The organism is Flavobacterium sp. XGLA_31 (assembly GCF_051547105.1).
In the GTDB taxonomy this organism is placed as follows: domain Bacteria; phylum Bacteroidota; class Bacteroidia; order Flavobacteriales; family Flavobacteriaceae; genus Flavobacterium.
Map to the genome: position 1 here is coordinate 42241 of NZ_JBPTTM010000002.1, position 23571 is coordinate 65811.

Below are 23571 nucleotides of genomic sequence, written 5' to 3' on the forward strand. Positions count from 1 at the left end.
CAAAGAGAAAATAATAGTTTGATTATTGTTTTGTTTGATTTTGACAGATCTAGAAAAACCCGCTATTCAGCGGGTTTTTTGTTTTATATCATGTTGGAAGGATTGACCCAAGCATCAAATTCTTCTGCAGTTACATAGCCCAATCGAATAGCTTCTTCTTTAAGAGTTGTACCGTTTTGGTGTGCGGTTTGGGCAATTTCTGCTGCCTTGTAATATCCTATTTTGGTATTTAAAGCTGTAACCAGCATCAATGAATTATCAACTAACTCTTTGATGCGTTTGTGATTGGGTTCAATTCCCTGAGCGCAATGTTCGTCAAATGATGCACAGGCATCCCCAAGTAATTGTGCTGATTGTAAAAAGTTGTCCGCTATCATGGGTTTAAAAACATTGAGTTCGTAATGCCCTTGCATGCCACCAACGGTAATCGCGACGTCATTACCCATCACCTGAGCACAAACCATGGTTAAAGCTTCGCATTGGGTGGGATTGACTTTTCCAGGCATAATAGAAGAACCCGGTTCGTTTTCGGGAATTAGGATTTCCCCAATACCGGAACGCGGACCGGAAGCCATCATTCTGATATCGTTGGCGATTTTTGTTAAGGAAACGGCTAATTGTTTTAAAGCAGCATGACTTTCAACAATAGCATCGTGGGAAGCTAATGCTTCAAATTTATTGGGTGCCGTTACAAACGGATGGCCGGTAAATTGAGCGATATATTCTGCGACTTTGACATCATAACCAATTGGAGTATTCAAACCGGTACCTACTGCGGTGCCGCCAAGCGCTACTTCCGAAAGATGAGGTAAGCTGTTTTTCAGAGCCTTTAATCCGTTATTTAATTGAGTTACATAACCTGAAATTTCCTGACCCAAAGAAATTGGAGTGGCATCCATCAAATGAGTTCGGCCAATTTTTACAACCTCTTTGAAGGCGTTGGCTTTGGTATTTAATGTATCTCGGAGTTTTTCTACATTTGGAATTGTGTTTTCTATCACTGCTTTGTAGGCGGCAATGTGCATAGCTGTAGGGAAGGTATCATTAGAGGACTGCGACTGATTCACATCATCATTGGCTTTTAAAACGGGTTCGCCTTCGCCAATATTAAAACCAGCCAAAACTTGAGCCCGGTTGGCAATGACTTCATTCACATTCATATTGCTTTGTGTTCCTGAACCGGTTTGCCAAATAACTAGTGGGAATTGGTCATCTAACTTCCCGGCTAGGATTTCGTCGCATACCTGAGCAATGGCGTTTCGTTTTGTTGTGGAAAGCACTCCCAAATCGCAGTTGGCAAAGGCTGCCGCTTTTTTAAGAACAGCAAAAGCGTAAATAATTTCTCCGGGCATCGAAGCGGTTGGCCCAATTTTGAAATTGTTACGGGAACGTTCGGTTTGAGCTCCCCAATATTTTTCGACAGGGACTTTTACTTCGCCCATGGTGTCCTTTTCTATTCTGAATTCCATAATAAAGTCGGTAAGTAATTAGTAACGTGAAATCTAGCCCGGATAGCAGTGAAAATCCTTTTAGGATTGCCCTGTAGCGAAGCGAAAGGGAAATCAATCCTAAAAGATTGTAACGTATAGCCGGAAAAAGCTTCTGAAAATTATATTCAAAGTTACGGTTAAAAACTATTGAATAAAAACGGTTTTGTTATTTGGTAACCTTAATTATTACTCATACATTTGCGTATAATTCAAAAAAATTCCGGAAAACATGTTTGAATTTCAACAGTATTTAGGTTTCTTAGCGTTCTTGACCATTCTAACCATTGGTTTTTGGTTGATGATGTTCTTGATTACTTTCATTGTTCCTTATTGGATTTTTGGAGGTATGAGAGAATTTCTTCAAGAGAGAAAAGCGAAAAGAGAAGCCGAGCAAACAGCTTAATTTATTAAGTTTTTGTAAAAAAAAGTCCCGAGCAATCGGGACTTTTTTTATTTATGTATTATCCGGGGAAGTCCCCATTGTCATCTTGTTGATTTCCTTTTGTTTTTTTATCCTTGTCTTTTTCGGTTTTAGTTTTATTGAAACGATACGTGAAGGAAATGTTGATTTGTCGCCTTCTCCATTGTTGTTCACTATAAGAATTTAAGGTAGGCAAATTGGTTTCAGTGATTCTTTTTCTGGAATTAAAAAGATCGTTAACGTTAAAAGCTACAGTTGCCTGATCCTTTAAAACGTCTTTGCTGAACGCTAAATTTACACCATAAGTCCCCAAACTTTTTCCTTGAGAAGTATTTTGCGGTGCATTGTAAGTAGCATTGGTTTGCCATTCAATTTTATAAGGTAAGGAGATTTTAGAAGAAACCCGTGTAAACCAGCTGGCCGCTGTTCTGCTCAAATCCTGATATACGGTTTCGCCTGTATTTTCCAGAGTGTAGGTATAACTTCCGCTGATTTTGCTTTGAAAGAAATTGAAGTTTCCATTTAGTTTCCACCATTTGTAGGGAGAATAATTGAGGTTGAACTCAAAACCAAAACGGTTTTCGCTGGCTAAGTTGATAGGAGTAGATACAATTACCGGGGTAGTAATATCGGCTCCGCCCACTATTTGAATTACCTGTCCGTTTTCATCGAGGATATCGGCACCGTCTACAATGGTTGTTACTACATATTTTCCGTTAGGTCTTTTTATGAATTGGAATACATCCTTAGTCATGTTGTAGTACATTGAGGTCGAGAATGTGACTTTTCCCCATTTGGTCATGTAACCCAAATCAAAAGCATCAGTTAAAGAAGGATTCAAATCCGGATTTCCCTGAAAAATGTTGACATTGCTTGAATAATTGGAAAAAGGGTTGATAAAGCGAGAACGCGGTCTTGAAATTCTTTTACTGTAATTCAACGATATTGTGCTTTCTTCCGTCAGTTGATAGGTTAAAAAAGAACTTGGGAAAAAGTTGTGGTATCTCTTGTTGTTGAAATTATTTGTTGTTAGTAAATCAATATCGATATTAGAATCTTCATAACGCATGCCCAGCAAATAAGAGAATTTTCCAATTTTGGAACCGAACTGAGTATACAGCGCGTTAATTTTTTCTCTGTAATCGAGTTGATTGGTATAATTCAGATTCGGTGTGTAATTCCCGTTGTCATCTACATTGCCTACTTTATAATCGGTCAGTAATTCGTTGAAATCGCCTTTATAACCAGCTTCAAATTGGCTGTTTTTGCCTAAAGGCAATACGTAGTCTGATTGAATCAGATTTCTTTTTTGAGTTTGATAATTAATGGTTGATTCTCTGTTAATTGTACTTTGTCCGAGTACCTGATCATAAATCGTAGAGATGTCATTATCCAAATTGTTGGAAAATGAGCCGTCAACGGTTAGTTTATGTCCGTCTTTTTTGAATTTTTTAGTAAAATTAAAGGCGTATTCCAAATCTCGGGTATTGGTGAACTGATCGTTATAACGGTTTCTGATGTAATCATTGTTGGGTTCATAATTATACAAAAACACATTATCCGGATTAGAACCGTCATTTTTGCGATAGTTGAAAGAGTTAGTCCAGGTCAAGGTTTTGTCAAGATACCAATCCAAACCAATGGTATAATTGAATCCTTTTCGGCCTCTTTCGCGTGAACTCCTTTCGTTGATTGTTTTCTGAACCGTTCCGTCCGGGTTTAAATAATCGGTATCCGTTAGGGATTTTCCAGGTGATTTACTGTCATTATACCCAAGAGTGGAAAACAAGTTGAAGTTTTCACTTTTGAAGTTAATATTTGATACTAACCCGTAATTTCTGGGATTACCGACCGTTCCGACTAAGGTTCCGTTAATTCCTTGGTTTTTTCCTTTTTTGAGTAAAATGTTGATGATGCCCCCACCACCTTCGGCATCATAACGGGCAGAGGGATTAGTAATCACTTCTATCTTATCCAAAGCATCTGCTGAGATGGTTTTTAGTGCATCAGCTACATTGACGGCATTGGTTGGTCTTCCGTCAATCAGAATTTTAACATTGTCATTGCCCCGTAATGCTACGTTTCCATCAGGATCAACAGTTACCGAAGGAACGTTGTCTAATACATCACTGGCAGTTCCTCCTTTTACGATCATATCCTGACCAACGTTGTAAACTTTTTTATCCAGTTTGATTTCAACAGTACTTTTTTCGGCACGAACAATGACTTCATTCAGTTGGGTAGCATCTTCTTCCAAACCTATGGTACCTAAACTCGAAGTTTCCATTAATTTTTTTTGAGTCAGTACGGTTGGCTTGAATGAAATAAACTCAAGTGTAATATCGTATGTTCCCGGGATAATTTCTACCGAATAATCACCTTTATTATCGGTAATTCCTCCAAAAAGCATTTTTGGGTTTTTACTGTTTTTCAACGTTATCGTTGCATATTCCAAAGGGAGCTGGCTCGATTTTTCAATAATTTTACCCGTGATAGTGATTTTAGGACGATCTTGTTTTTGTTGGGAAAACATTAAAAAAGAGTGGCACAATAGCAGTAGGGTTGTAATAATATGGAATCTCTTCATCTGAATTTTTCTTGCTTAGAACCGCAAAAATACGTTTTGGTTTAAGCCTGATTTCACAAATCTTTGTTAAATAACAAATGTTCCGTTTAAAGAAAACCTTCCAATTTGTCTAATTCACGTGCAATTACAGCTTTATCACAGTCAATGACTATTGGCCGTTCAATCAGTATAGGATGTGTAGCCAAAGCTACAATAATCTCATTATCCGTCAGGTTCTTATTTTTGAAATTTTCGATCCAAACGATTTCTTTTTGACGAACCAAATCTATCGGTTTGAAGTTGAGTTTTTTAAGCAAGACTTTAATTTCTTCTATTGTCAGAGGATTTTCAAGGTAATTAATAATCTCGTATTTTTTATCAGTTTCATTCAGAAAAGCCAAGCAGCTTCTTGATTTTCCACATCTTGGATTGTGAAGTATTTGTATCATCTTTTTTCTGCAAAGTAATTGATATTAATGGAAAAAAGTTAACTTAGGCAATTAAAATATTTGCAATGTTTATCAAACAATTATTAAAAACCAATACCCAGAGTCTATGGCTCTATTTACCTATTCCGTTAGCTTTTGTAATCTTAATGGGATTAAATTATTTGATTATAACAGGTTTACATCTGGATGTAAACGAAATTATGAAAAACGAAATCAAGAGCAAAGGGGTGAATGGTGTTTTTATTGAAAATATGATTCCGTTTGCAATAGGATTGTTGCTGCTGTTTATTTGGGTAAAATACCTGCACAAGCAATCTATCAGAAGTTTAACTACTTCCAGAGCCAAAGTAGATTGGGGGAGGATTTTCTTTTCTTTCGCTATTTGGACATTATTTACAGTAGGTAGTACGGTAGCGGTTTATTATACCAACCCGGAAGATTTTCAGTGGAATTTTAAGCCCATGCCTTTTTTGATTCTAACTGTTTTAGCCACACTTTTGATTCCTATTCAAACCAGTTTTGAAGAATATCTTTTCAGAGGATATATGATGCAAGGTATAGGTTTGGCAACGAAACGCAAGGTTTTTCCATTACTGATTACATCTTTTATGTTTGGCATCATGCATATAGCCAATCCTGAAGTGGAAAAAATGGGTAATATTATTTTGATTTATTACATCGGAACAGGACTGTTTTTAGGAATCATTACGCTTATGGATGAAGGTATGGAGTTAGCTTTAGGCTTCCATGCGGCAAATAATTTGGTTGGTGCTTTGTTGATTACTTCAGATTGGTCGGCTTTCCAAACGGATTCTGTTTTTAAAGATACGTCTATACCTTCAGCCGGTTTTGATGTTTTGATGCCCGTGTTTATCATTTTCCCGATACTATTATTTATCTTTAGTAAAAAATACAAATGGAACAATTGGAAGGACAGACTGATTGGTGAAATTGAAATCAAGAACGAAGAACAACTTCAAAATACAACATATTATGAATAACCCAACCTACGAAAATGTACATAATCAATTCAAATTGAACGGATTTCATTTGAATCGAGAAGATTTGTGCCGTGTAGCGTATAGTTTTATAAAAGAAGGAGAAGATTTTGAAAAACCGGTTGGTGATTTTTTGTTGGACTGGTTTGATAGTAAAGATTACATAGAGATGCAGACCTCTGGCACGACCGGAACTCCAAAGGTTATAACCGTGAGCAAGCAGGCTATGGTAAACTCGGCTTTGGCCACTGGTGATTTTTTTGATTTACATCCCGGAGATAAAGCCCTGCATTGTTTACCGGTAAAATATGTAGCCGGAAAAATGATGTTGGTTCGCGCCATGATTTTGGGTTTTGATTTAGATTTTGTATCACCCAGTTCACATCCATTGCGTAATAACGATACGAATTATGATTTTGTAGCCATGGTGCCTTTGCAAGCGCAAAATTCTATTCAGGAACTGAAGCGCGTGAAAAAAGTAATTGTAGGTGGAGCTGCCATCAATAAGGCTTTAGAAAAACAATTGTTGAAACTATCGACACAGGTGTACGAAACTTACGGAATGACGGAAACTATTACCCACATAGCCGCTAGAAAGTTGGGTGACAAAGCATTTACAGTATTGCCTCATGTCAATATTTCGTACGATGACAGGAATTGTTTGGTAATTCACGCCTTGCGCATTTCGGATGATGTGATTGTAACCAACGATATAGTGGAATTGATGAATGAAAATCAATTTGTTTTTTTAGGTCGGGTGGATAATATCATCAATAGTGGTGGAATCAAGCTGATACCGGAGCAGATTGAGCATAAATTGGCAGGTAAAATAAACCAGCGTTTTTTTATTGCCTCCAAACCTGATACTGAACTGGGTGAGAAAGTTATTTTAGTTATAGAAGGGGAGTCCTGTCATTTAGATGAAAACCTTTATGATGATTTAGATAAATACGAAAAACCGAAAGAGGTTGTTTTTGTTTCTAAATTCAAAGAAACTTCAACAGGGAAGATACTGAGAAAAGAAACATTGGCTTAGATTTTAGTGCTAAAGAAATATTGTAGCACATCAATTCTTTGTTCATAATTAAAAGTAAAAAACGCACCAATCAAATTTTTTCGATTGTTGCGTTTTTCGTTTATAAGAAACTAAATAATTTACTTTTCCATTTTAAAATAATAATCTGCCGAATGTTTTCCGCCTCCGTAAAAAGAATAGAATATACTAACACCGAAAACTACTATTGCCAATATAAAATTACCCATATGCATCTCACCAAAGAGATTGATGAGGATAGCCCCCATCAGAATAGGAAGTTGAGCGATAATGGCCCAACGGGTCAGTAATCCGAAAATAATCATGATTCCGCCCATGATATGAGCTGCCGCAATGTAATGAAATGTAAGCATGCCTCCCATGAAGTTACTTACAGGAGCAATCAAATCTTCAAAATCCCTACTGTTAGTGATGAAATAAGCGCCTTTGTAGATGAAGAAAATCCCTAAAACAATACGAAGTGTGTCGAGCCAAAAATTGGTGTGGGCATTGGCCCATTTGTTCAAACCTTTTACTGAAGTATCCATAATAACAAAGTTTAAAATTTAATCTAAGTTACTATTTATTAATGAGATATGTCTAAAAATTGACTTAAAATTATGAGCTGCTAATTAACATTGACAAAAAAATCATTTGTCAAAACTTCAATATCACTTTCTTTCTTTACCGAAACTGATGAAATGGTCCAAGAGTTTGTTGGGGTTATTCGGATTTTTTTTCCTTTTATTTTGAGATCAATCGGCATCACAAATCCTGCTTCGTCACTGTTCCAGCGGTATACCAGTTTATGCTGTTTAATTTTATATTCAAGCCTTGGAATGTTCGGATATCTCAAATACTGATTGAAAACCGAAGTCAAATTCATTCCGGATTCACTATTGAAAAATGATACTACTGTTTCAGTGTCAATAATTTTGTGACGATAGGTTAGAGAATATTTCAGTAGCAAGGACCACCATTTACTATCATCATTAATAATGTGACGGATAGTATTTAGCAATAAAGCTCCTTTGTAATACATATCGCCTGACCCTTCTTTGTTCACGCCATAGGGACCAATAATAGGTTTGTCATTGCTCACATTTGATTTCATACCATTGATGTAGGTTTGTGCCTTCTCATAACCATACTGACACTCCATGTAGACTGCTTCACTGTACATGGTAAATCCTTCATGTATCCACATGTCGGCTATATCTTTGGAAGTGATGCTGTTGCCAAACCATTCATGACCACTTTCGTGAATAATAATATAATCAAATAACAATCCTAAACCGGTGCCTGACAAATCATTGCCTCTATATCCTTTTAAATATTTATTTCCATAAGCTACAGCACTTTGATGTTCCATACCTAAATAAGGAGTTTCGACTAATTTATAACCATCTTCTTTAAAGGGATATTCTCCGAACCGTGTTTGAAAGCATTCCATCATTGGTTTGACTTCTTCGAATTGTATTCTTGCCTCCGCTTCATTTTGTTTTAAAACATAGTAATCTAAATCTAAACCGTTGTAAGTATCGTGCAGGTGAACAAAATCGGCAATCGTGATATTGATATCATAAGTGTTAATAGGATTTTTTACTTCCCAATACCATGTAACATCACCATTTTGCAGATTGTCCCTGCTGATTAATCTGCCGTTGGCAACAGCGGTCAGACCGTCAGGCACAGTCACTTTTATTGTGGCACCAAAATCGGGCTCGTCACTTTGTGAGTCTTTCACGGGATACCATAAACTGGCGCCGGTCCCTTGACAAGCCACGCCAATCCAAGGTTTGCCTTGCAGGTCTTTGGTAAAAACAAATCCACCATCCCAAGGAGCATTTCGGGCTACAATAGGTTTTCCGGAATAATAAAATTGAAGTGTTTGTTCTGAATTTTGCGTTAACACAAAAGGAAAATCAATGAAAACAGCATTAAATTCACGCTGGTAGTGAAGCTTTTTGGAGTTAAATACAATCGAATCGATTTGCATGTTTTCAAACAAATCGAGTTGGATTTTTTTTGTGTTCTCAGCTATTTTGAATTGAATGGTGTTAGAACCGATGATACTTTTATCTTCCGGGTTTATTTTGACATCTAAAGCGTAGTGCAATACATCAAAACAGTTCCGTTCAGATCTTAGGCCGCCTTGCAGAGAGTCTTTTCGTGTGAAAATTTCCTGAGCTGAAAGTGTTTGGAGTCCAATCAGGATTAAGCTGTAAAACAACATGTTTTTCATAAATGCATTTTTTGTATGTGACTCAAAAAATCAATTTTGTTACCCATTAAAATTCAGCGGCAACCGAAATATTCATTATTTCTTTTGAAATCGGATGCTGAAAGGTAATGTTTTCGGCGTGTAAATGCAAGCGATTGGCTTTGGTTCCGTATAAATCATCTCCTACTATAGGTGTATTTAGTCCCTGCGCATGAGCAGCGTGAACGCGCAATTGGTGTGTTCGTCCTGTGATGGGGTAGAAGTAGACTAAAGTTTGATTGTTACGTCTTTCAATGACTTCCCATTTAGTTTGTGCCGGCTTTCCATGTTCAAAGCAAACCAATTGGTTAGGGCGATTATCTAAATCAACTCGTAAAGGTAAATCAATACTACCATTTTCCTCTGTAATGTTGCCATCCAATAAAGCCACGTAACGCTTTTGAACTTTTCGCTTGATAAACTGGGCTTGTAATTTTTTGTGTACATCGCTCGATTTTGCAATCAGTAGTAGGCCTGAAGTCGACATGTCTAAACGATGAACTATCAAAGGACCTGTTGCTTGGGGATATTTTGTTTTTATTCTGCTGTATACAGAATCGTTTACTTGTTTTCCGGGGACCGATAAAAATTCGGCAGGTTTGTTGACTACTATTAAAAAATCATCTTCAAAAACAGTTTCTAATTCTTTTCCTTCCGCCGGGTTTTCGGCAAACGGATTGTCATCCATAATGATGTCTTTGAGCATATGTGATAGTATAGGTTCGCATTTTCCCATACAAGCCGGATAAAACTGACCGTGCTTTCTGATTTCAGATTTAGGCGACTGACCCCACCAGAATTCGGCCATGGCAATAGGTTTTAAATCGTTTTGAAAAGCGTAATGCAACAATTTAGGAGCAGCGCACTCACCGGCACCGGCAGGAGGATTGCCGTTAAAAATAGCTCCCAGGTTTTTCAGCTCTTTGTATTGATTCAGGAATGCGTATTCTTCAAATAATCTTTGTTGTAAAGCAGCAGATTTTAGTCGTCTTTCTTCTTTTAGTTGGTTAATTCTGGATGTGAATTTTTCTAAGTTGGTTCCTATGGACTGAAGTCTATGGTTCCAATATTGGGTCATTTTTTTAAGTAAAATCCCTTCTTCCTGGCTTTCCTTGTTCAGTAATTCATATGCTTCTTTTGGAAGTTGTTTTCTTTTTTCTGCTCTCTCTTTTTTGCCTGATTTTATTTTTATTTTTTGTTCAGTAATTTCTTTTTCAAATTGTTTTTTTGTTTTTTCTAAAGTTTCAATTAAGGCTAAATATTCGTTAGAATTTTCTAAAGTTTCAATTTCCTTATTATACTCATTGAGAATGATTTCTTCTTTTTTAAAAAAACTATTGTGTTCCAGCATGTCAAAAACTGTCGGGACAAAATGAGGCCAGTGATTTTGTTCTGCCAATTTTCCGGAAAAGGCCCAAAGATGTCCCAGCTCTCCTTTTTTGTTCTGCACGACAAGCACCCCAAACATTTTGCCAATAACGAATCCGTCTTGTCGTTCATTCAAACCAAAATTATGCTCAAAATCGGTCTGATTTTGAAGGTATTCTTGTAATTCCTGAGTAGCAATGAAGCTCAATGGGTGTGGTTCGTAATAAAACGGAAAAGTGAATTTTTCCGGTAAAGAAATACCTGAGATGTTGGTTTGAAACTGATGAAAAAGAGTTGATGGCATTTTAAGAATTAAACCTGAATCACTCCTAAGTTAAATTTTTTCTCAATGGGTGCATGATTAGCCGCTTCAATTCCCATGGAAATCCAGGTACGGGTATCCAAAGGATCGATGATGGCATCTGTCCAAATACGAGCAGCAGCATAATAAGGCGACACTTGAGCGTCATAACGGGCCTTGATTTTGTCGAATAATTCTTGTTCTATTTTTTCGTCTACAGTTTCTCCTTTGGCTTTTAGGGAAGAAGCTTCAATTTGAGCCAACACCTTAGCCGCTTGCGTACCACCCATAACAGCTAATTCGGCACTCGGCCAGGCAAAAATTAATCTGGGGTCGTAAGCTTTGCCACACATGGCGTAATTTCCTGCTCCATAAGAGTTTCCTATAATTACTGTAAATTTTGGGACCACTGAATTGGAAACAGCATTTACCATTTTAGCACCGTCTTTGATAATGCCACCGTGTTCACTTTTCGAACCTACCATAAAACCGGTAACGTCTTGTAGAAATACCAGCGGAATTTTCTTTTGGTTGCAGTTGGCAATGAAGCGGGTGGCTTTATCAGCCGAATCCGAATAGATAACTCCCCCAAATTGAATCTCACCCTTTTTGGTTTTGGAAACGGTACGTTGATTGGCTACAATTCCGACTGCCCAACCGTCAATTCGAGCGTAGCAGGTGATGATGGATTTTCCGTAATCAGGTTTGTACATGTCCATTTCCGAGTTGTCAACCAGTCGTTTGATGATTTCCATCATGTCATATTGATCGCTTCTAGATTTGGGTATTATGCCATAAATATCTTCTTCTTTTGCTGCCGGTTTTTGAGGTGTGTCTCTGTTGAAACCTGCCTTTTCATAATCGCCTATTTTACCGACAATACTTTTGATTCGATCTAAAGCATCTTTGTCATCTTTGGCTTTGTAATCAGTAACACCTGAAATTTCACAATGTGTGGTGGCTCCACCCAAGGTTTCATTATCAATGTTTTCTCCTATAGCTGCTTTGACCAAATAACTTCCTGCCAAGAAAATGCTTCCGGTTTTGTCTACAATCATTGCCTCATCACTCATAATAGGCAGGTACGCACCACCCGCCACACAACTTCCCATGACAGCAGCAATCTGGGTAATCCCCATACTGCTCATTATAGCATTGTTACGGAAAATGCGTCCAAAATGTTCTTTGTCCGGAAAAATTTCATCCTGCATAGGCAAATACACTCCGGCGGAATCAACCAAATAAATGATTGGCAGTCGATTTTCTATCGCAATTTCCTGTGCGCGAAGGTTCTTTTTTCCTGTGATAGGAAACCAAGCTCCCGCTTTCACTGTAGCGTCATTGGCAACAACGATACACTGTTTCCCTTTAATATATCCCATTTTGACAACGACTCCTCCTGAGGGACAACCTCCGTGTTCAGTATACATGCCATCACCTGCAAAAGCAGCAATTTCAATACTTTTGGCTTTAGGGTCTAATAAATAATCGATGCGTTCGCGGGCTGTCATTTTACCTTCAGCATGTAGTTTTTCAATTCGTTTGGTGCCGCCACCCAGTTTTACTTTGGTAAAATGTTGTTTTAAATCGGATAATAAAAGTTTGTTGTAATCTTCGTTCTTATTGAAGTTGATGTCCATAGTAGTAAATTTGTACTTTGTTTGGTGTTGTACTGTCAGCGTGCTAAAATACGAAAACGTTTTCAAAGATACCTACATGGTTTTTCGGAGAATCAATGTTAAGGAATTGTAAATTCAGGTATTTTATTAGTTAAAAATGTTAATATTGAGTTAACATAAGAAGAATACCTTTGCGGCATAAAAAATCAAACAAAATGTCTTTAAACAGTATTTTCCAATTTTTGGTTCCAAAGGATAAAAAATTCTTTCCTTTATTCGAACAAGCTTCTGCAAATTTAATTTTATTGGCTGAAACATTACACGAGGCCGTTAATGCTCCTAAATCAGAAAGAGAAGAGTATTACAGAAAAGTTGAAGAGCTTGAAGCAACTATTGAAGAAATCACACACAAAACCCATTTAGAGTTAAGCAGAAACTTTATCACACCGTTTGATCGCGAAGATATTCACTCGTTAATCAAAGCGATTGATAATGTGGCTGATAATATGCATGGTGCAGCCAGTAGAATGCGTTTATACCAAATTGAAAAAATCAGTAAATCAATTCGTAAATTAACGGAAATCAATTTAGAAGCTTGTCAACTAATTGGTGTTGGGATTAAAGAATTGAAAGACTTAAAAAATCCGAAAGCGATTAAAGATACCTGTAAAAAAATCAATAAATTAGAGAGTAAAGCGGATTCTGTATTTGATAAAGCGGTTGCGGATATCTTTGAAAATGAAACGGATGCCAAAAATATCATCAAGTACAAAGAAGTGCTTTCTGCGTTAGAAATGGCTTCTGATAAATGTAAAAGTGTTTCCAATGTTATGGAACAAATCTCGGTTAAACACTCATAAACTAATCAATTAGGAAACTCATGACATTACTAATTGTAATTATAGTGCTGGCCTTGATATTTGACTATATCAATGGTTTTCACGATGCCGCTAACTCAATCGCGACCATTGTGGCTACTAAGGTGTTGACACCGTTTCAAGCCGTACTTTGGGCAGCATTTTTCAACTTCATGGCTTATTGGGTATTTGGTTTTGGTGTGGCCGATACGGTAGCTAAAACAGCGAATACCAGCAGTATTGACCTTACCGTTATTTTAGCCGGTATCATAGCTGCGATTATTTGGAACTTATTTACCTGGTGGAAAGGAATTCCATCTTCATCTTCACATACACTTATTGGAGGTTTTGCCGGAGCTGCTATAGCACACGGTTTCAACGGGGTTACTGATCCTGAGCATGCCGGTTTTAAAATTGTAAATTGGTTCAAAGCTGCAAAGGAAGGTGAATTACTGCCTTCAGGAGTGTTTATTGTTATTCTCTTTATTGTATTCGCCCCTTTATTGGGAATGATTATTTCGTATTTCATTTCATTATGGTTGATGTATTCTTCCAAGAAGAATGTATATCCGAAAATTTTAACGGTAATCTTAATGGTTTTGGCAGTTTGGTTTTTCTCTACTGTAATGACGCCTTATGCCGATATCAAGAAACCTCGTTTTGAAAGCCATTTTTGGAGCTTTATGACCGAACCGGCTAATATCAAATGGTTTTTAGTGGCCGTGATTTTCTTTGCCTTGGCTATTTTTAATTTGATTTTCAGCAGCTTTTCTACAGCAAAAGCGGAACGAGTATTGAAAAGAATGCAGTTACTTTCATCTGCGGCCTTCAGTTTGGGACACGGAGGGAACGATTCACAAAAGGTAATGGGGATTATTGCCGCTGCTGTAGCCGTATATATAAAAACACACCCCAATATCAATATGTCCGACGGTTGGTTAGATCTTAATGTGATTTTGCCTGATGATGATAAAGGTATTAAAGCCAATATGCCGGGCTGGATTCCCTTGACTTGTTATACGGTTATTGCATTAGGAACTTTGAGCGGCGGTTGGAAGATTGTAAAAACTATGGGGTCTAAAATCACCAAAGTTACAGCATTTGAAGGTGTTGTAGCAGAATCTGCCGGTGCTTTGACGTTGTTCACTACGGAGCATTTTAAAATTCCGGTTTCTACTACACATACCATCACAGGATCTATCATTGGGGTTGGAGTGACTAAAAGAGTCTCCGCTGTACGTTGGGGAGTAACGGTTAAGTTGCTTTGGGCTTGGTTGTTAACCATTCCGGTCTCAGCGGTGTTAGCAGCGTTAGTATACTATATTTTGAAACTGTTTCTTTAAAATAAAAGAATCAATATAAAAGCCGACTGTAAGGGTTGGCTTTTTTTATAAGCTAATCTTATTTGTTAAAAAATCATTTCCTAATCATTAAAAAAACATTAACTACAACAACTACTCAAAAACAACAACACAACATGAAAAAAAAGTTCACTTTACTGTTATTACTACTAACAGTTACGATGTACTCTCAAATAGACATTGTACAAACCAAAACGAACAACGATCTTAAATTAGCCGCTTTACCGTATTACAATTTCAAAAAAGGAGTTGGGTTAACCACACCGGATAGTTTGTTCCAATTGAATATTCGTTTTCGTATGCAAAACAGGGCCACCTATATAGACAATGAAGGTCAGCCGGGAGCTTATGATGGCCAGGTGCGTCGCTTGCGTTTGCGTTTTGACGGATATGTTATCAATCCTAAGATTTTATTTGCCATCCAATTGTCCTTCGCGCCCGGTGATGTAGGTGAAATCAAAGACGGGCAAAATCTGAATGTCATTCGTGACGCTGTGATGTTTTACCGTCCCAATAAACACTGGAGCTTAAGTTTTGGTCAAACCAAGTTACCGGGAGCCCGTCAAACGGTCAACTCTTCAGGGGCTTTGCAGTTAACCGACCGAACCATTAACAATGCCAAGTTTTCTATCGACAGAGATTTTGGGTTTCAGATTTACAACCTCCACGAGACACCGGATACTTTTTCGTACAACATTAAAACAGCATTAACCGGAGGTGAAGGCAGAAACCAAACCGGGAAAGCTGATGACGGAATTGCTTTAACCGGTAAAGTAGAAGTAATGCCTTTTGGTGCTTTTACTAAAGACGGTATTTATTTTGAAGGCGATGTACAACGGGAAAAGAAACCAAAATTGCTGCTTTCAGGAGCCTTTCAGCAAAATAACCATGCCCGTAGAACCCAAGGAGAATTGGGAAGTGATTTGTATGAACGAAGAACCATGAAATCAGTTTTGCTTGATGCGATGTTCAAATATAATGGATGGGCAGCTATGATGGCCTATATGTCGAGAACGACGAAGGATAATGCCAATACTGTAAATCCACTGAATGTGGCGCAAACCAATTATGTTTATGTCGGAAGCGGATTTGATTACCAACTGAGCTATATTTTCAAATCAAATTATGAATTGACCGGAAGGTTTTCCACTCAAAAAGCAGGGGAGGATATTAAAGCCTTAACGCCCAATACTAAAGAATACAGCTTGGGCGTAACGAAATACCTTTGGGAGCACACTTTTAAGTTGCAAAGTGAATTGACCTTTGATACGTTGGATTACTTTGATGGTACTTCTAAAAATAATTGGTACTTCCGTTTTCAGGTAGAGATTGGAATTTAATTTTTCATATAATATTCAATATAAAGCGGCTTTTGAGCCGCTTTTATTTTTTATGTACAATTAACAATTGTTTTGCGTACTATTTTATAAATTTAGACCACAAAACAGATAAACATATGAAAACTAAATTAATGTTATTGGTCTTACTACTACAGGCCTCCGTAACGCTCTCGGCACAAACAAAATCTGCTGCGGTTGACTACAAAGACGGCGACCAGCTGTTGAGCGGTATCAGTGTAAAACCAGCCAAAGCCATGGCTAATAAACCCGGGATACTTATTTTGCCTGCCTGGATGGGTATTGATGACCATGCCAAAGACACGGCTGAACGGTTGGCTACTCTGGGTTACATTACATTCATTGCCGATATTTATGGTAAAAATAATCGCCCTACAAATTATGCTGAGGCCGGGGAATTATCAGGTACCTTTAAAAAGAATATTAAGGCTTATCAAATTCGAATTAAGCTGGCTTTAGAACAGTTGGTAAAACAAGGTGCCAATCCTGATGATATTGTTGTAATTGGGTATTGTTTTGGAGGAACTGGTGCCATTGAAGCGGCCCGAACGAATATGAAAGTGAAAGGAGTTGTTTCGTTTCACGGTGGTTTGGGAAGAGATATTGACCGCGATATTGAGATTATCAAACCGAAGGTATTGGTGTTACACGGGGCTTATGATCCTTATGAATCCAAACAGGAAATAGATTATTTTCAGGTAGAAATGCAAAAAGCAGAAGCGGATTGGCAAATGATTTATTATGCGAATGCTGTACATGCTTTCACTGATAAAAATGCCGGAAATGACAATTCAAAAGGTGCCGCTTACAATGAATTAGCTGATAAGCGTTCATGGAAAGCCATGCTGGCTTTTCTGAAAGAAGTGTTGTAGTATTTTCTTATTATGAGTATAACAAAAGCCCAAATCGTATAACGATTTGGGCTTTTGATTTGCTATAAAAATACAAAAGTCGACCTGGAGCGATCGACTATTGTGGTGAGGTGTAACTTCTTTTCAGAATCCTCAGTGCAAATATAGGTTTTAATTATGGATATCAAAAAGTGATTACCAATTATTTTTAATTAAAGTCGTTTATGCTTAACGATTCGTAATGAATAGTTGTTTATTTAGTGCTCTCTTTCACTAATCTTTTTAAAATGGCCCATTGTTTCAGAGCATCACGAGCATCAATTGCAGGGTAACCCAATACGGTTTTGCCCGCTTCTATATCGCAAGCTACTCCTGAGCCTGCACCAATGACGGCACCGTCTCCAATGGTGGTGTGATCTTTTATCGAAGCACTCCCACCAATGATAACTCCATTGCCTAAGGTTACCGAACCGGCCAAACCGGAATTTCCGGCCATGATGCAGAATCGGCCCAGTTTGGAATTGTGTCCGATTTGTACCAGATTGTCTATTTTACAACCATCTCCCAAAACTGTTGAACTGAATTTTCCACGGTCTACACAAGAGTTGGCCCCAATTTCCACTCCGTTACCGATGATGACATTCCCGATTTGTGGAATTTTTACCAATCCTTTTTCAGGACAAGGACGGAAACCAAATCCGTCAGCGCCGATAGTACAATTGGGATGCAATATGCAATAAGCTCCGATATGACATCGTTCCCGGATAACAGTTCCTGACCAAATTACAGTGTTTTTTCCAACGGACGATTCATCAAGAATGGTAACGTTGGGATAAATAGTCACATTTTCACCGATAGAAACATTAGGACCAATATAGGTGTGTGCACCAATGCGAACACCGTTTCCAATAGAGGCAGTCTCGTCAATAACAGCGGTGGGATGAATATCGTTTTTAAAAACCGGAGGAGCAGGAGCAAAGAGTTCCAATACCTGTGACATCGCCAAATCAGCATTTTTCACCTTAATGAAAGCGCGGTTGTCTCCGGGTTCGATTGCAATATCCTGATTTACAACAGCGGCACAAGCTTTGGAATTTTGCCAGTATTTTTCATATTTTTTGCTTCCAATAAAAGAAATTTCTGTCTCAGTGGCAGCTTCAAGTTGTTCGGGAGCTGTGATTTTATGAGAAGTACTGCCCACAATTTCGCCACACAATACGGCATTAATTTCTTCAAGGGAGAATGATTTCATAGCTTAGTGATTTGGTTTAAGGTCCCAAATAAAGTAAAAGGAATTTTAATTTCCTAAAAATAGCAGTTAAAAACTATTCCTCCTTTTGTCCCATCATCATCAGATACGCTTTTAAAAAGGCGTCAATATTTCCGTTCATCACGCTGTCTACATCGCTGGTTTCGTAGCCGGTACGGACGTCTTTTACCAGTTTATAGGGTTGCATCACATAGTTTCGTATTTGTGAACCCCATTCGATTTTCATTTTTCCGGCTTCGATGTCTGCACGTTGTGCCTGTTGTTTTTTCAGCTCAATTTCGTACAACTGTGATCGTAACATTTGCATGGCTCTTTGGCGGTTGTCTTGTTGTGAACGGGTTTCCGAACACTGTATCTGAATTCCGGTGGGTTTGTGTACTAACTGTACTTTGGTTTCTACTTTGTTTACATTCTGTCCACCGGCACCACTCGAACGTGAAGTCGTAATTTCAATATCGGCTGGGTTGATGTCAATTTCAATACTGTCATCTACCAATGGATACACATATACAGAAGCAAATGAAGTATGACGCTTGGCATTACTGTCAAAAGGGGAGATGCGCACCAAACGATGTACTCCATTTTCTCCTTTTAAATAGCCGAAGGAGTACTCGCCTTCAAATTCCAAGGTTACAGTTTTGATTCCTGCTACATCACCTTCCTGAAAGTTAAGTTCTTTGATTTTATATCCTTCTTTCTCTCCCCACATCAAATACATCCTCATGAGCATAGAAGCCCAGTCACAACTCTCCGTACCACCGGCACCGGCCGTGATTTGTAATACAGCACTCATACTGTCTCCTTCGTCAGAAAGCATGTTCCTAAACTCGAGATTTTCGATATGTGAATTGGTGATTTCGTATTGTTTATCCAGCTCTTCTTCAGTAGCATCACCGTCTTTAAAGAACTCGTATGTAATTTGAAGTTCTTCGCAAAGATTTTCAGCTTTGACAAAATCTTCTACCCATTTTTTCTTGGAACGCAGGTTCTTGACAATGGCTTCAGCTTCTTTGGCGTTGTTCCAAAAATCAGGGGCAAAAGTTTTTTCCTCTTCGTTGGTAATTTCTATGAGTTTGGCATCAATGTCAAAGATACCTCCTCAACGCACCAAGGCGTTCTACAATACCTTTTATTTGTTCGGTATTTGTCATAAATAATGTAGTTTTGTAAGCGCAAAAGTAGGTACAATTCGTGAATTGTTAATACAAAGAAAATATTTTTATGGAAATTAATTTAATCAGCGATACTGTAACCAAACCGTCAAAGGAAATGTTACAGGCTATGTTTAATGCCAAAGTTGGAGATGACGTGTTCAGACAAGACCCTACGGTTAATGCGTTTGAAAAAATGGTAGCCGATTTGTTTGGTAAAGAAGCGGCCTTATTTTTTCCGTCGGGTACTATGGCTAATCAAACGGCGATTAAATTAAATACCAATCCGGGGGATCAAATTATCTGTGATAAATGGTCACACATTCATTTGTATGAATCAGGAGGTGCTTCGTTTAACAGTGGTGTGAATTTTAATTTATTGGATGGCGACCGCGGTATGATTACCGCTGAACAAGTCAGAGCTGGAATTAATGACCCGGAGTTTTATCATATGCCTTTGTCAAAAATGGTCAGTATAGAAAATACCACCAACAAAGGGGGTGGGGCTTGTTATGATATAGAAGAACTGAAAAAAATAAAGCAAGTTTGTACTGATAATAACCTAAAATATCACTTGGATGGCGCCCGTTTGTGGAATGCGATGGTGGTTAAAAAGGAGCAACCTAAGCAATATGGAGAATTGTTTGATACCATCTCGGTTTGCTTTTCCAAAGGACTGGGAGCTCCTGTTGGTTCGGTTTTGATTTCAGATGCGGTGACTATGAAAAAGGCTCTGCGTATCCGAAAAATTTTTGGTGGCAACCTGCGTCAGGCTGGATATCTAGCTGCAGCGGGTATTTATGCTTTGCAAAATAACATTCACCGTTTGGCAGATGATCATCGTCGTGCAAAAGAATTAGGACAATTATTGGTACAATTGTCTTGGGTTGCAAAGGTCGAGCCTGTCGAAACGAATATCCTTATTTTTGAAGTACGTAAAGCCCTGGACGAAAAAACAGTCATCGAAAAATTAAAAGCCAAAGGCATTTTAATCAGTTCTATGGGACAGGGTAAATTACGCATTGTTACTCATCTTGATTACCGTCAGGTAATGCACGAGTATGTGATGGAAACCCTGCATAAGATGGTGTTCTAAATGCTTTAAATTTAGAATTGCGTTTCATCATCGGCTTAGTAGTGCCAATTGGAAGAAATATAATCGGTGTACAGTGCATAAAGAAAAAAAAGCACCAGAGAAAAAAACGCCAAGGCGCACAGAATCATGACGACTAATTTGAAACCACTGCTTTCTGATTTGAAGTCAATGCGGCTCAAATGTTTTACCCTTCTATGTTCTCTGCTTTTTGACATAAAAATAGCCATAAACTTGTTAAAGTTAAAATTTTTTCTCAAAAATTCAAATTTTCTTTTGGCTTTTTTTTGCTTATTTTTTTGATTTTCATGATTTTAAAAAGGATGCGATGCCGATGTGTTCTTTGTTATACCCTTTACTTATGCGAGTGTTGTTTTGCGGTAATACTGAAGTCTTTTCAGAAGATGCATGCTGAAGCATGCCTGACTGTGAGCTATGGCAAATACTGAAATATCATAAGAGGCTTTGCATAGCAGATAGATTGCCTCCAATGTTACAAATGTTTCTTTTTGAGTAATCTTGGAAGATGGTTAAAATATAAAAGGAAGCCTGAAAGCTTCCTTAAGTGTCATCTTTTAATGTGAGAACTGTTTACATAAACTTGTCCATGCCAGGAATATTCGGCATACCTTCTTTGGCCACCGCTCCCAGTTCGGCTTCGTTTACATTAGAGGCTTTTTCAATAGCTTTATTCAGCGTCAAAATCAAATAGTCTTCTAATTGCTCCTTGTCATGCAAAAGACTTTCGTCCATTTCGATGCTTTTGATTTTACGATTAGCGGTCAGTGTTACTTTCAATAAGCCGTCGGTGCTTTGCTCGTCAATTAAAACGGTGTCTAATCTTTTTTTAGTTTCTTCTATTTTTTGCTGGGTTTCTTTGAGTTTTCCCATCATGCCCATTAGGTCTCCAAACATAGTTTTTCAGTTTTTATATACCGCAAAAATAGCAAAGATTTGTTAATTTCTAAGTGCATAACTTCCTGGAACATTCAAAACTTATGCTTGCATAATAGTTATTTTTGTAAAGTCAATAAAACACTTTACATGCCCGAAACCACTATACAGCCTCCAATAGCCAAAATTATTCCACATACTTTGGATAAGCATGGTCATATCCGAACTGATAATTACTTTTGGTTGAATGATCGTGAGAATCCGGAAGTGATTGATTACCTTAATAAGGAAAACGATTATTACAACAAAGCTACGGCTCATACCAAAACCTTTCAGAATGAATTGTTTGAAGAAATGAAAGCCCGTATCAAAGAAGATGATGAATCCGTACCATATTTTTACAATGGCTATTATTACATCACTCGTTTTGAAAAAGGGAAAGATTACCCAATTCATGCCCGAAAAAAGGGAAGTTTGGAAGCTCCGGAAGAAATTTTGTTTGATTGTAACGAAATGGCAAAAGGACATTCCTACTTCAATCTGGCCGGTTTAAGTATCAGTGAAGATAATATTTGGGCCAGCTTTGGAATTGATACGGTCTCAAGAAGACAATATACCATTCAGATTAAAAACCTGATAACGGGAGAAATTCTTCCCGTAAAAATAGAAAATACTACAGGCGGCGCTACTTGGGCCTCTGATAATAAGACTTTATTTTATTCACGTAAAGACGAAGTCACCCTACGAGCTGATAAAATATACAAGCACAAAGTTGGAACTCCGGTTAGTGAAGATGCTTTGGTTTATTTTGAAAAAGACGATACCTTCGATGTGTCGATATATAAATCAAAATCAAAAAAATACCTCATTATTAATTCTAACAGCACGATGACTACAGAATACCGAATTGTGTTATCCGCTACACCGGATGCCAGGTTTCAGGTGTTTCAGAAACGTACGAGGGGGCTGGAATATTCGGTGTCGCACTTTGGAGAGCATTTTTACATAGTGACTAACAAAGATAAAGCAACCAACTTCAAGTTGATGAAAACACCGGAAGCATTGACTGCTAAGGAAAACTGGCAAGAAGTTATTCCGCATCGAGAAGAAGTTTTATTAGAAGATATTGATATTTTCAAGGACTATTTGGTTGTTTCGGAACGCTTTAATGGTTTGAATACTATTCGAATTATGCCTTGGAGCGGAACAGGAGAGTACTATTTGCCTTTTAACAGCGAAACTTACACGGCTTATACTACTACCAATCTCGATTTTGATACTGAAATTCTTCGGTATAGTTTTCAATCGCTGGCAACTCCATCCTCTGTCATTGATTTTAATATGCGCACTCAAGAGAAAACGGTATTGAAGGAGCAGGAAGTCTTAGGAGGTAAATTCGATAAAAACAATTATATAGAAGAGCGTATATGGGCCACTGCTCAGGATGGTACGCAAGTACCCATTTCGATGGTATACCGAAAGGGCATTCAAAAAGACGGACAGAATCCCTTGTTGTTGTATGCATACGGTTCCTACGGTGTTACGATGGACTGTTATTTTTCCACAGTCCGTTTGAGTTTGTTAGATAGAGGCTTTATTTATGCTATTGCCCATGTTCGCGGCGGAGAGGATTTAGGGCGTCAATGGTACGAAGACGGGAAGCTTTTAAAGAAAAAAAACACATTTACGGATTTCATTGACTGTTCTCAATTTCTGATTGACGCCAAATATACCTCCGCCCGACATTTGTATGCTGAAGGCGGTTCGGCAGGAGGGTTGTTGATGGGAGCTATAGTGAATATGGCACCGCATTTGTACCATGGAATCGTTGCACAAGTCCCTTTTGTGGATGTTGTGACGACCATGTTAGATGATACTATTCCGTTAACAACAGGCGAATATGATGAATGGGGAAATCCCAATACCAAGAAATATTATAATTACATGCTTTCCTATTCGCCTTATGATAATGTGTTGCCTCAGGATTATCCGGCGATGTATGTCTCTACCGGGCTCCATGATTCTCAGGTACAATATTGGGAACCAGCAAAGTGGGTTGCTAAATTGAGAGTAGTTAAAACCGATGCCAATCCGTTGTACTTGGATACCAACATGAAAGCAGGGCATGGGGGAGCATCGGGAAGATTTGAAGCCATTAAGGAAATCGCCAAAGAATACAGTTTTTTATTAGATTTAGAAGGAATAAAAAGATAGTTTAAAATATTTTA

19 protein-coding genes are annotated in these 23571 nt (G+C 38.0%); 9 read left to right on the forward strand and 10 right to left on the reverse strand.

Features of this window, described 5'->3' with window-relative positions:
• Positions 1 to 83: 83 nt before the first annotated feature.
• Positions 84 to 1469, reverse strand: a complete 1386-nt coding sequence (fumC, locus tag ACSVH6_RS04170) for a class II fumarate hydratase (protein WP_438075877.1) — start codon at positions 1467 to 1469, stop codon at positions 84 to 86.
• 250 nt (positions 1470 to 1719) lie between these two features.
• On the opposite strand from fumC, the gene ACSVH6_RS04175 reads away from it, so the two are divergent.
• Entirely contained in the window at positions 1720 to 1893 is a 174-nt protein-coding gene (locus ACSVH6_RS04175; protein ID WP_438075879.1) for a hypothetical protein, read from the forward strand.
• A gap of 58 nt (positions 1894 to 1951) precedes the next feature.
• On the opposite strand, the gene ACSVH6_RS04180 is transcribed toward ACSVH6_RS04175, so the two are convergent.
• Both ACSVH6_RS04180 and ACSVH6_RS04185 read right to left on the reverse strand, forming a co-directional pair.
• The gene (locus ACSVH6_RS04180) at positions 1952 to 4498 is read right to left on the reverse strand and encodes a TonB-dependent receptor domain-containing protein (protein WP_438075881.1); all 2547 of its coding nucleotides are present in this window, start codon (positions 4496 to 4498) and stop codon (positions 1952 to 1954) included.
• 86 nt (positions 4499 to 4584) lie between these two features.
• A complete protein-coding gene (locus ACSVH6_RS04185) occupies positions 4585 to 4926 on the reverse strand; it encodes an ArsC/Spx/MgsR family protein (RefSeq protein ID WP_438075883.1) in 342 nt (113 codons plus the stop codon).
• A 65-nt stretch (positions 4927 to 4991) separates the two neighbouring features.
• Here ACSVH6_RS04185 and ACSVH6_RS04190 point away from each other — a divergent pair, with 65 nt between their 5' ends.
• Together ACSVH6_RS04190 and ACSVH6_RS04195 are read left to right on the forward strand one after the other, a co-directional pair.
• Positions 4992 to 5927, forward strand: coding sequence for a CPBP family intramembrane glutamic endopeptidase (locus ACSVH6_RS04190; protein WP_438075885.1), 936 nt, complete (start codon positions 4992 to 4994; stop codon positions 5925 to 5927).
• Positions 5920 to 6960 carry an AMP-binding protein gene (locus ACSVH6_RS04195; protein ID WP_438075887.1) on the forward strand — a complete coding sequence of 347 codons (1041 nt, stop codon included), beginning with the start codon at positions 5920 to 5922 and terminating at the stop codon, positions 6958 to 6960. The genes ACSVH6_RS04190 and ACSVH6_RS04195 overlap by 8 nt, the downstream gene beginning before the upstream one ends.
• Positions 6961 to 7079: 119 nt before the next feature.
• On the opposite strand, the gene ACSVH6_RS04200 is transcribed toward ACSVH6_RS04195, so the two are convergent.
• From ACSVH6_RS04200 to ACSVH6_RS04215, 4 genes are all read right to left on the reverse strand, one after another.
• The gene (locus tag ACSVH6_RS04200) at positions 7080 to 7505 is read right to left on the reverse strand and encodes a DoxX family protein (RefSeq protein WP_438075889.1); all 426 of its coding nucleotides are present in this window, start codon (positions 7503 to 7505) and stop codon (positions 7080 to 7082) included.
• A gap of 80 nt (positions 7506 to 7585) precedes the next feature.
• Positions 7586 to 9202, reverse strand: coding sequence for a M1 family metallopeptidase (locus ACSVH6_RS04205; protein ID WP_438075891.1), 1617 nt, complete (start codon positions 9200 to 9202; stop codon positions 7586 to 7588).
• A gap of 46 nt (positions 9203 to 9248) precedes the next feature.
• A complete protein-coding gene (locus ACSVH6_RS04210; protein WP_438075894.1) occupies positions 9249 to 10892 on the reverse strand; it encodes a pseudouridine synthase in 1644 nt (547 codons plus the stop codon).
• An 8-nt stretch (positions 10893 to 10900) separates the two neighbouring features.
• Positions 10901 to 12529: an acyl-CoA carboxylase subunit beta gene (locus ACSVH6_RS04215; protein WP_438075896.1), complete on the reverse strand. Its 1629-nt coding sequence runs from the start codon at positions 12527 to 12529 to the stop codon at positions 10901 to 10903.
• A 194-nt stretch (positions 12530 to 12723) separates the two neighbouring features.
• Between ACSVH6_RS04215 and ACSVH6_RS04220 the strand changes: the two genes are divergently transcribed.
• The 4 genes from ACSVH6_RS04220 to ACSVH6_RS04235 all read left to right on the forward strand — a co-directional run bounded on the left by ACSVH6_RS04220 (position 12724) and on the right by ACSVH6_RS04235 (position 16956).
• A complete protein-coding gene (locus ACSVH6_RS04220) occupies positions 12724 to 13368 on the forward strand; it encodes a DUF47 domain-containing protein (RefSeq protein ID WP_438075898.1) in 645 nt (214 codons plus the stop codon).
• A 20-nt stretch (positions 13369 to 13388) separates the two neighbouring features.
• A complete protein-coding gene (locus ACSVH6_RS04225) occupies positions 13389 to 14708 on the forward strand; it encodes an anion permease (RefSeq protein WP_438075900.1) in 1320 nt (439 codons plus the stop codon).
• Positions 14709 to 14842: 134 nt separating this feature from the next.
• Entirely contained in the window at positions 14843 to 16066 is a 1224-nt protein-coding gene (locus tag ACSVH6_RS04230; RefSeq protein WP_438075902.1) for a porin, read from the forward strand.
• 116 nt (positions 16067 to 16182) lie between these two features.
• Positions 16183 to 16956, forward strand: a complete 774-nt coding sequence (locus ACSVH6_RS04235; RefSeq protein WP_438075904.1) for a dienelactone hydrolase family protein — start codon at positions 16183 to 16185, stop codon at positions 16954 to 16956.
• A 232-nt stretch (positions 16957 to 17188) separates the two neighbouring features.
• Here ACSVH6_RS04235 and lpxD read toward each other — a convergent pair whose 3' ends face one another.
• Both lpxD and prfB read right to left on the reverse strand, forming a co-directional pair.
• Positions 17189 to 18187 carry a UDP-3-O-(3-hydroxymyristoyl)glucosamine N-acyltransferase gene (gene lpxD, locus ACSVH6_RS04240; protein WP_438075906.1) on the reverse strand — a complete coding sequence of 333 codons (999 nt, stop codon included), beginning with the start codon at positions 18185 to 18187 and terminating at the stop codon, positions 17189 to 17191.
• A gap of 73 nt (positions 18188 to 18260) precedes the next feature.
• Positions 18261 to 19356 (reverse strand): peptide chain release factor 2 gene (prfB, locus tag ACSVH6_RS04245; protein WP_438075908.1). Its coding sequence is split into 2 segments (ribosomal slippage): positions 18261 to 19292 and positions 19294 to 19356, totalling 1095 coding nucleotides; the frame shifts between segments, so codons are not numbered across the junction.
• 70 nt (positions 19357 to 19426) lie between these two features.
• On the opposite strand from prfB, the gene ACSVH6_RS04250 reads away from it, so the two are divergent.
• Positions 19427 to 20452 carry a threonine aldolase family protein gene (locus tag ACSVH6_RS04250; RefSeq protein ID WP_438075910.1) on the forward strand — a complete coding sequence of 342 codons (1026 nt, stop codon included), beginning with the start codon at positions 19427 to 19429 and terminating at the stop codon, positions 20450 to 20452.
• Positions 20453 to 21040: 588 nt separating this feature from the next.
• Here the strand turns inward: ACSVH6_RS04250 and ACSVH6_RS04255 are convergent.
• Positions 21041 to 21364 (reverse strand): YbaB/EbfC family nucleoid-associated protein, encoded by a 324-nt coding sequence (locus ACSVH6_RS04255; protein WP_438075912.1) that lies wholly within the window; start codon positions 21362 to 21364, stop codon positions 21041 to 21043.
• Positions 21365 to 21493: 129 nt separating this feature from the next.
• Between ACSVH6_RS04255 and ACSVH6_RS04260 the strand changes: the two genes are divergently transcribed.
• Positions 21494 to 23557 (forward strand): S9 family peptidase, encoded by a 2064-nt coding sequence (locus ACSVH6_RS04260; RefSeq protein WP_438075914.1) that lies wholly within the window; start codon positions 21494 to 21496, stop codon positions 23555 to 23557.
• The last annotated feature ends 14 nt before the right edge of the window (positions 23558 to 23571 follow it).

What these genes read in the sequence shown, in the direction of transcription:
- fumC (WP_438075877.1), bottom strand. Translation starts at nt 1,469, where the DNA reads ATGGAATTCAGAATAGAAAAGGACACCATGGGCGAAGTAAAAGTCCCT.
- ACSVH6_RS04175 (WP_438075879.1), top strand. Translation starts at nt 1,720, where the DNA reads ATGTTTGAATTTCAACAGTATTTAGGTTTCTTAGCGTTCTTGACCATT.
- ACSVH6_RS04180 (WP_438075881.1), bottom strand. Translation starts at nt 4,498, where the DNA reads ATGAAGAGATTCCATATTATTACAACCCTACTGCTATTGTGCCACTCT.
- ACSVH6_RS04185 (WP_438075883.1), bottom strand. Translation starts at nt 4,926, where the DNA reads ATGATACAAATACTTCACAATCCAAGATGTGGAAAATCAAGAAGCTGC.
- ACSVH6_RS04190 (WP_438075885.1), top strand. Translation starts at nt 4,992, where the DNA reads ATGTTTATCAAACAATTATTAAAAACCAATACCCAGAGTCTATGGCTC.
- ACSVH6_RS04195 (WP_438075887.1), top strand. Translation starts at nt 5,920, where the DNA reads ATGAATAACCCAACCTACGAAAATGTACATAATCAATTCAAATTGAAC.
- ACSVH6_RS04200 (WP_438075889.1), bottom strand. Translation starts at nt 7,505, where the DNA reads ATGGATACTTCAGTAAAAGGTTTGAACAAATGGGCCAATGCCCACACC.
- ACSVH6_RS04205 (WP_438075891.1), bottom strand. Translation starts at nt 9,202, where the DNA reads ATGAAAAACATGTTGTTTTACAGCTTAATCCTGATTGGACTCCAAACA.
- ACSVH6_RS04210 (WP_438075894.1), bottom strand. Translation starts at nt 10,892, where the DNA reads ATGCCATCAACTCTTTTTCATCAGTTTCAAACCAACATCTCAGGTATT.
- ACSVH6_RS04215 (WP_438075896.1), bottom strand. Translation starts at nt 12,529, where the DNA reads ATGGACATCAACTTCAATAAGAACGAAGATTACAACAAACTTTTATTA.
- ACSVH6_RS04220 (WP_438075898.1), top strand. Translation starts at nt 12,724, where the DNA reads ATGTCTTTAAACAGTATTTTCCAATTTTTGGTTCCAAAGGATAAAAAA.
- ACSVH6_RS04225 (WP_438075900.1), top strand. Translation starts at nt 13,389, where the DNA reads ATGACATTACTAATTGTAATTATAGTGCTGGCCTTGATATTTGACTAT.
- ACSVH6_RS04230 (WP_438075902.1), top strand. Translation starts at nt 14,843, where the DNA reads ATGAAAAAAAAGTTCACTTTACTGTTATTACTACTAACAGTTACGATG.
- ACSVH6_RS04235 (WP_438075904.1), top strand. Translation starts at nt 16,183, where the DNA reads ATGAAAACTAAATTAATGTTATTGGTCTTACTACTACAGGCCTCCGTA.
- lpxD (WP_438075906.1), bottom strand. Translation starts at nt 18,187, where the DNA reads ATGAAATCATTCTCCCTTGAAGAAATTAATGCCGTATTGTGTGGCGAA.
- ACSVH6_RS04250 (WP_438075910.1), top strand. Translation starts at nt 19,427, where the DNA reads ATGGAAATTAATTTAATCAGCGATACTGTAACCAAACCGTCAAAGGAA.
- ACSVH6_RS04255 (WP_438075912.1), bottom strand. Translation starts at nt 21,364, where the DNA reads ATGTTTGGAGACCTAATGGGCATGATGGGAAAACTCAAAGAAACCCAG.
- ACSVH6_RS04260 (WP_438075914.1), top strand. Translation starts at nt 21,494, where the DNA reads ATGCCCGAAACCACTATACAGCCTCCAATAGCCAAAATTATTCCACAT.